Here is an 8,016-nt window from a genome sequence, read left to right on the forward strand (position 1 = left end):
TTGATCCGACGGCCGTTCCGGCTGCCGGACCTCGGTGGGCATGTCATGTGGGTCCGCCGCGGCCCCGATACCATCAAGATTCTTCAGGAGAGTCCTGACCAAAGGCCGCGCGCTCGGTTCCGCCTGCAATGCCTGCCTGACCAGGCCGCGCAACGGCTGCCGCAGGCCGCCCAGGTAAGGCTCATCGCTTCGGTCAGTCGGCCCTGGCCCAGTGAAAGGATAACGCCCGGTAGCGGCCTTGACCATCACACAGCCCCAGGCCCATACGTCACACGGCTTTCCCACATTTTTTCCGGCCCACTGCTCGGGCGCCATTGTCGCCGGAGTCCCCGGTCGTTCTCCAACACCCGTGACAGTCGAGTCGTCAACCGATTTGGAAATTCCCAGGTCGATCAGATACGGACCCCACGGCGACAATACGATATTCGACGGCTTGATATCACGGTGCACGATCCCGATCTCATGGAGCGCGTCAATAGCAGCTAGTAGATTGTGCGCGAGCCGCTGCAACTCGGGAGGAGTGAGGAGAATTCCATAATCATTTAAATTCGGCCCGTTGATGAACTCTGTGACCAGGTAAGGATCGCCAGAGCTCCGATCACTCCCATGGGCCAGCACCGCGGGTGTGTAAGGGCTTCTGACGCGGCTCGCGTTCTTAATCTCATGCCGGAACCTTGCCCGGAACCGCCGTCCACCCGAACCTCGATGCTGGGGTAATATGGTTTTGAGCGCCACCGGTGTGCCGTTTTCATCCTCGGCCAGATAGACGACGCCCATACCGCCCTCGCCGAGCCGGCCACGCAGGCGATAGCCGCCTATCGTTGCCGGGTCCCCCGGCCGCAGCGGCTCACGCGCGCCGCCGAGAAAGTGCTGGCCGCTCACGCTGAAACCCCACTCGCCGAGCCATCGACAGCCCACGCGGCGCCGAAACTCGAGCGGTCGTGTGACATCCGTCGGCGCACACCAACAAGCCGCATCCGTTCACCCCCCGTGCCGGACGTTCTAATGAGTGGGCACCCTACCCTGCCCAGGCGCCGCATCCTACGGGCAGCCTTTCCGAACACGGTTTATCATCGTTTCCCCAACGTCGGGCCGACTGCCCTCGGCACGGCGACAGCTGTGGTCTACGCTCCGAGCACAACTTACGGGGGGTTGCCATGCGGGGTTCTCTTTGTTTGCCGGCCAGCCAAGAAGGTCCAATCGGCTGGCCCGGTCCATGTTCAACGCAGCGGCCAGCAAGCCTGGACGTGATCACTTAGAGCGCCCGAGGATAGGGTGTTCGATCAGTGAGCGGCTCATCCGCGCCCGGTCCGGCAAGGCAGCGGAGGAAGGCGCCCTGGTGCTGGGCGCCGGCTGACGACAACGCGGCCGGGCGGGGAGCCGCGAGCCGGACAGTCCTATCCTCGGGCGCTCTTAAAGTATCGTGATCGGTGACGCGCCCGCTCGCACGGTTTCCATCCTGTCCTGACGGGCGCCAACGAACAACGGACGCACCACAATCCGATTGAGCGACGCCAGCGCGGCGCTCATACACCGTCCGTCAGAACGCGCCGTCCGTCAGACATGGCTGGAAACGTTTCCGCGCCCGCGAACGCCGCCGCGTCCTGGAACGCCACGGCGGGCCGCGGGTGCGTGCTGCCCCCTTTTCTCCGAACAATTCTTCCAGCTCAAGGAGCTCCTGCCGAGATGAAGCGTCGCCTCGGTCGCGTCCGCGACGTCCACGCTGTATCGGGTTCGATCCTGATCGGACCGAGCCGGCGCACCCGCTTCAGGATGTGGCTGCGAGGCCGGCGGGACGGCCGTGTCGGCCTGCCGACGCCCGCCGTCCCGCTACCACGGGCCAGGCCCGCGCCGGGCACAGCCCACAACACGGACCCGGTCAGCTGGAGTCCCGATCCACAGGCGTGGTCTACACCGGCGATCAGGGAAATCACGGCGCTGGCCGCGCGCTCACACCACGCGCTCGGGGTCGAGGCCCTGGACGCCCTCGACGGCATTGACACCGGCATCGCCCGGCTGGAGGCCCTGGTCGCGCGTCTGACCAGCGAACTCCCGATGAACACGGAGAAGGAACGTCCCCACCTCACGCCGAAACAGCCGCGTACCTGTGACGACGAAACCGCCCGCGCGAACCGGCGGGCCGCGACAGGCCGCTCGAAACGGGACGCTACCCGCCAGCAGCTGGACACCGCCCGAGAGCAACTCGCGGAACTACGCAAGCAACGGGAGGTGGCGGCTGACCGCGCAGTCGCCCAGGCGATGGCCGTGTCATCGTTCTGCCTCCAGTGCATCGAGGTCTACCGCGCGGCGAATCTGCGGGTCCGCGGTGAACAAGCGCCGGCCCTCGCGGCGGCATGGCCGCGGCCTGAGATCAATGAACCGGCCTGGCTCGCGGACCTTCGTCCCCGGCGTACCCGCGCCGCGGCGCCCGTGGCCCGCATCCAGTGAGCACGGCCCGGCATCCAGTGGCGAACAAGTCCGTGCATCCGATAAGGAAGGCATAATATGGGTCTTTTCTGGACACGCGGCTCGGCCATTCGCCGCTACCGTCCGTTGAAGGCCGACAACCGGACCAAGAACATCGACCGGTGGATCCGGGAGGCCCGGGAAACCGGCGCCCGGGACGCGGCGGCCAGCTTCCCCGACGCCGAGGTCGGCGGCACCCGGACCCCTTACGAGCGGGCGTTCGCCGGCCACAACAAAATCATCGGTGGCGATCTCGGAGCGGGATACGCGTTCGCGTGGCTCAACAGGAAGAAACGGGTCATCCGAGCGGAAGTCCGGATGGACGTCCTCAAGCAGTCGATGACCGATCATGACCAGGCCGTCACCGACGCCGAGACAACGCTCACCGACGCCTGGGACGAGTCGAGGACCGGGCCGGACAGCTGGCGGCGGCTGCTGGCACATCTGCCCGGCCAGGCGCTGCTCCGCTTCGTCATCGCCGGTGCGATCATCGTCGGTGAGGCGGTCGCGCTCAAGCCGACCCTCGACATCCTTGGTCAGTCCTACTGGGTCACCTACTTCCTGGTTGTGACAGTCGTAGGCGCCGGGCTGCTCATCGCCACAGCGATCGCCCGGCATCTGAAGGAAAAGCGGCTCGAACCGGTCACGGCCGAGGCAGGCCCCGGCCGGCACACGCGGCAGCACCAGTCGGCCGGGCAACCTGACGAACCGGCCGGATGGCTGCAGAGCCCTCGTGACCTGTTCGTCTGGAACGGCACGATCGTGCTCGTAGCCATGAACGTCTTCGTAGCGCTCGTGCGCGCGCAGACCTTCGTCGCCGACGCTGACCTGCTGCGGGCAGACAACATCAAGGTTGGCGTAGACAAGACCGGCGCATTCTGCATGTTCCTGTCGCTTCAGGTCGCCTTCACCTTCGCGGTCGCCTTCTTCGAGTACCAGCTCCACGACCCGCGGGCGGCGACCGTGCGTGGGGCTGCCTGGGCATTGCGCAGATCAAAGGCCTGGCGCCGGTTCGCACGGCTGCGGCATGCCTGGGCAACGCGACGGCTACGGATAGCCGAAGCCGCCGCGCAGGCGGAGAACCGGGCAACCGAGTACCTCGCCCAGCGCGAAGCCGCGAACATCGGACGGGTACGCGACGCCTACCGCGACTCCATGGTCAACGGCGCCGCCATGGACCCTGAGCGGGCGGCCGCGCTGGCGGAGATCCCCTACGAGGACTATCCGGCGCCGGAGTTCCGGCCGCCGGGCGCTCCAGAGCCAGAGCCGGACAAAGACAAAGACCCAGACAAAGACAAAGAGCAGGCCCCGGCCAAACCGGTCGACCGCCCGGCTTCAGGTGACCTCTCATCGCCCTCCCCCTCAGCCTCCCCCAATGGGAAAAGGCATTTTGATCAACATTCTGACGACACCGGGCCTCACAAGGGCCCGCGCTGATGCGCCGGCTCATCTGTCGGTACCACATGCCCGGCACAACAACGACGGAGAAGATGATGGAGAAAAGAACCCCAACGGTCACCGCGGGCATCAGGCGTACCTATAGCCAGGAACTACGTGCGCTGCGGGCGCCCCATGCGTTCGGCGGCAGGTGGCGCATTGTCGCGGCGGTGGGGATCGCGGCCCTGCTCCCCCTGGCGGCATGCGGTGGGTCATCCGCCTCGCCGCAGCAGCGACGGATGTGCGCGCTCGTCATCGATGTATCGGCAAGTATCGACCAAAAAGTGATTGACCAATATAAGGCAGATATCACGAATGTCATCAAAGGCTGCGCTGGCGGTTCCTTCAGCGCGGACGTGGCGACCGAGAACTCGCAGGCGAGCGTTTGCCCGTCCGTCGCCGTTGATCTCGTACCGGCCCATCCCAGGGACAACAAGCTGTACGACGACGCACAAACGGCCCAGCTGAGCAGACAGGCTGAAACCAGGACCGCGGAATTGATCAAATGCGCTACCGGTCAGGACAGGCAGCGGACCGATCTGTTCGGTGCGCTGGTAGGCGCCGGTAAAACGCTCTCGGCCCGGCCGAACGCACCGCGGGAGCTGACCGTGCTCACCGACGCGGTATCCACCCGGCGTCCGTTCAACCTGGCTACCTCCGAGCTCGAACCGGCTGACATCACCAGCCTGCTCGACCGGCTCGGCCGCGACTCGCTGATCGCCACGTTGACCGGGGTGAACGTACGGATGGTCGGTGCCGGAGCCGGGGTGGACTTCGACCCGTCCCGCCTGCGCCGCCTCGAGGACTTCTGGCGCACGTATGTGACGCGGGCCGGCGGTCGGCTGACCGCCTACGGCAAGACCACGGAAGGTGCCTGATGCGAATCCTGACGGGGCACCGCTCCGCCGAGCCCGGCCCGGTCGTCGCGGCGGCGCTGCGGCGGGCCCTGGCGCTGGCGGTAGGACTGCTGCTGGCCTCGGCGCTGGCCAGCACCGTCCGGTCGAATGCCGACGCGGTGCCGCCGGCACCCGCTTCCGAAGCCGCCGCGGGGGCTGCGGGGGCGCACGGCTATCTGCGCGTCGTGGACGCCTCCCCCGGCGGAACACTGCGGGTGACCTCACCCGCGCTTCCGGAGGCCATCCAGCTCGAGTACAAGGGGGTTTCGGAATACAAACGGGTCCCGGCCGGTACGATCTCCGTGACTGTCGTCCGGACCGGGGCAACCCCTGCGGCACCCGCGGTCACCATCCCCGGGGGCGGCTCAGTCAGCCTCATCATCACCGGCGATGCCGCCGATCTCACCGTGGTAACCGTCCAGGACACCTTCACCGCGCCCGGAGTCGGCCCGGATGCCAGCGGCCTCTCCAGCATCCGGCTGATCAATGCGACCACCCCGAACGCCGCTGACGGAAAGTCATGGGACGATCTTCGGTTCGTCCTCGTGACCGCACCCGGCAGGCAGACCGAAGCCGCCGACCCGGGGCAGGCCTCGCCTTTTGTCCCGATCCCCGCGACGACGACCACCGTCGGCCTGCGCCACCCCGGCAGGCAGACGGACCTCCTCAGCATCGACGATGTCGCGCTCACCCCGGGCGCCGTCGGCAGTGTGATCGTTACCGGTGGATCCGGGGATCACCTGCCCGCGGCCTTCTTCACCCCGGATGCCCGCGGGCCGGCGGTCGTGCCCACCGGCCCCGTCCGGACCGGGCCGAACGGCCTGTCCGCCGGGCTCCCGGACCGGCTTTCGCACGGACTGTCCGATGGGCCTCCTGATGGGCTCGCGGCTGTTCTGCTTGGCGCCCTGCTGTCCGGAACTGTGCTGCCTGGCGCGGTGCCGCCCACCCATGGTCGGCGTTCCGGCACAGCGGCATCCGCTGGCGTTCGCGGGGGAATCCGGCGCCCAGCCACGGTCACGACCGTTGTTACCGCCGTCGCCCTCATGCTTGCCGGATGCGGCGGATCATCCAGCGGAAAGCCGCCGGCAGACGGTCCCATCCCCACCGCCGGTGCCGTCGGGAGCACAGGCGACGGCCGGACCATCGGCAACAGCAACAGCCAGGGCCAGGGATCGTCCGATCGCAACGTCCCCACGGCGTTACTGCTGCCTCAACGCCTCCTCGCCGACGGGCATCCCCAGGCCGCGCCGGTCGTTCCCATCGGCGTCCTCGGCCCGGCGTCCCCTCCCGACCGCTGGCAGGCCCTGCATTCGGCGGCGGGCGAGCTGGAGACGCTGTCCAACGCCGCCGAGGTCGCCTGGTTCTCCGCCGGGATGGCCCCCGGTGACATCGGCCCCGCTGTCATGACCGCCCATGTCGAATGGGACCACAAGCCGGGCGTCTTCGCCAAGCTGGACCAGATGAAGACCGGGGATGCCGTCCAGGTACGACGCAGGGACGGCAGCACAGTCACCTTTACGGTCGACCGCGTCGACCGCTACCCGAAGGCCTCGCCCCGGGACGCGGAGCTGTACCGGCCCTCCCCCGGCCCGGAGCTGCGCCTGGTCACCTGCACCGGCGGACTGGACGGGGAAGGGCTCCACCTGGAGAACCTGGTCGTCTCCCTCTCCCTCTCCCTGGCACGCTGAGCTGGCGCCGGTATGCCGGCGCCTCCGGCATACCGGCCCCCTCTTGGCAGACGGGTGCCGCGCTCACCGCGGGCGGGCGTCAGGCTCCCGCGGAAGGTCGGCCCAGACGCCTGTGGAACGTCGGTCCCAGTAGCTGTGAGATGTCGGTCCACACAGCTGTGAAGTGTCGGTCCAAGCCTCCGTCAGATGTACGCTCAGGCTGGCCGCCATCCGCTGTGAGCAGGAGCTTTCCCGTGTCAGTGACCGACCTGCAAAGGGCCTGCTCTTCGGTCGCCGAGGAGTACCTGTCGGTATTTCGAGTCGTGATCCTGAACGGGCCCCGGCAGTCCGGCAAGACAACGCTGCTGCGGCACCTACAGAAGCGGTACGGGGGCACGCTGCTCAACCTCGACGACGAACAGACCCTGCAGGCCGCGATCAGCGACCCGCTGGCCTTCACCGGCAGCGGCACGGAACCACGGTTCATCGACGAGGTTCAGCGAGGGGGAGACGCTCTGGTCAGGGCGGTCAAGGCCGAGGTCGACGCGGCGCCGCGCCCTGGCCGGTACGTCCTGGCTGGATCAACCCGCTTCCTGAGCACGCCAAGCCTGTCGGAGTCCCTGGCCGGCCGTGCCGGGGTGGTGGACGTCTGGCCCCTCTCCCAGGGTGAGTTCAACGGCCGGTCCGGCAGCTTCATCGACCACGCCTTTGACGACCCAGGATCGCTCTGTGCGCTCCGGGCGACGGCAAGCGACCGGGCCGACTACTTCCAGCGGGTCTGCCGCGGCGGTTTCCCAGAGCCGGCGCTGATGCGAACGACACGATCTCGCAGGGCTTGGTTCCGCAGTTATGTCGAAGCCATCGCCGAACGCGACATACGCGAGATGACCCGCGTCAACGAGCCGAGCGCACTACGAACCCTGCTGGCCTACGTCGCCTCGGTCACCGCCCAGGAACACAATACGGCCAACACCGCAAACAAGACCGGCCTGCATCGGACGACGGTCAGTCGGTACCTGGAACTTCTCGAAACCGTCTTCCTCATCCACCGGCTGCCGGTATGGTCCCGAAACCTGACCGCCCGGGTCGTCAAACACCCCAAGCTGCACCTCACCGACACCGGTCTTGCCGCCGCGCTGCTCGGTGTCTCTCCCGAGGCCCTGGCCAGGCCGGTGTCCGCGTCCCGTGGCCCGCTGATCGAAACTTTCATCGTCAACGAACTGGCCAAACAGGCCACCTGGAGCGAGAGCTCGGTGCGCCTCCATCATTGGCGGGTCAGCGGCGGCGCCGAGGTCGACATCCTCCTGGAACGTGACGACGGCCAGATCATCGCCATCGAATGCAAGGCGACCGATACCGTCACCGGCAACGACTTCCGCGGCCTCACCACGCTCCGCGACCTGCTGGGCCCGCAGTTCGTCCACGGCATCGTCCTGCACACCGGACGCCAGGGAGCCCTCATGTTCGGGGACCGGCTGGTATCCCTTCCAATAGCCGCTCTGTGGGAGACCGGAAACTGACTCGGCCTCCCCTCCGCGCAGCTTAGAGCG

The 8,016-nt window shown here is 67.5% G+C and carries 6 protein-coding genes; 5 read left to right on the forward strand and 1 reads right to left on the reverse strand.

The window, feature by feature from the left end; genetic code table 11:
* A partial coding sequence (locus tag MJ797_RS03815) for a serine/threonine-protein kinase (RefSeq protein ID WP_308128276.1) occupies positions 1-918 on the reverse strand: 918 nt, incomplete at its 3' end.
* 768 nt (positions 919-1,686) lie between these two features.
* Between MJ797_RS03815 and MJ797_RS03820 the strand changes: the two genes are divergently transcribed.
* The 5 genes from MJ797_RS03820 (at position 1,687) to MJ797_RS03840 (ending at position 7,986) form a co-directional block, all read left to right on the forward strand.
* Positions 1,687-2,448: a hypothetical protein gene (locus tag MJ797_RS03820; protein ID WP_239331874.1), complete on the forward strand. Its 762-nt coding sequence runs from the start codon at positions 1,687-1,689 to the stop codon at positions 2,446-2,448.
* Between the two features lie 57 nt (positions 2,449-2,505).
* A complete protein-coding gene (locus MJ797_RS03825; protein ID WP_239331876.1) occupies positions 2,506-3,903 on the forward strand; it encodes a hypothetical protein in 1,398 nt (465 codons plus the stop codon).
* A 56-nt stretch (positions 3,904-3,959) separates the two neighbouring features.
* Positions 3,960-4,781 (forward strand): hypothetical protein, encoded by an 822-nt coding sequence (locus MJ797_RS03830; RefSeq protein ID WP_239331878.1) that lies wholly within the window; start codon positions 3,960-3,962, stop codon positions 4,779-4,781.
* Positions 4,781-6,487: a sortase domain-bontaining protein gene (locus MJ797_RS03835; protein ID WP_239331879.1), complete on the forward strand. Its 1,707-nt coding sequence runs from the start codon at positions 4,781-4,783 to the stop codon at positions 6,485-6,487. Before MJ797_RS03830 ends, MJ797_RS03835 begins: the two co-directional genes overlap by 1 nt.
* 233 nt (positions 6,488-6,720) lie before the next feature.
* Positions 6,721-7,986, forward strand: a complete 1,266-nt coding sequence (locus MJ797_RS03840; RefSeq protein WP_239331880.1) for an ATP-binding protein — start codon at positions 6,721-6,723, stop codon at positions 7,984-7,986.
* The last annotated feature ends 30 nt before the right edge of the window (positions 7,987-8,016 follow it).

The sequence above is a fragment of the Protofrankia sp. CiP3 genome (assembly GCF_917627345.1).
Classification (GTDB): domain Bacteria; phylum Actinomycetota; class Actinomycetes; order Frankiales; family Frankiaceae; genus Protofrankia.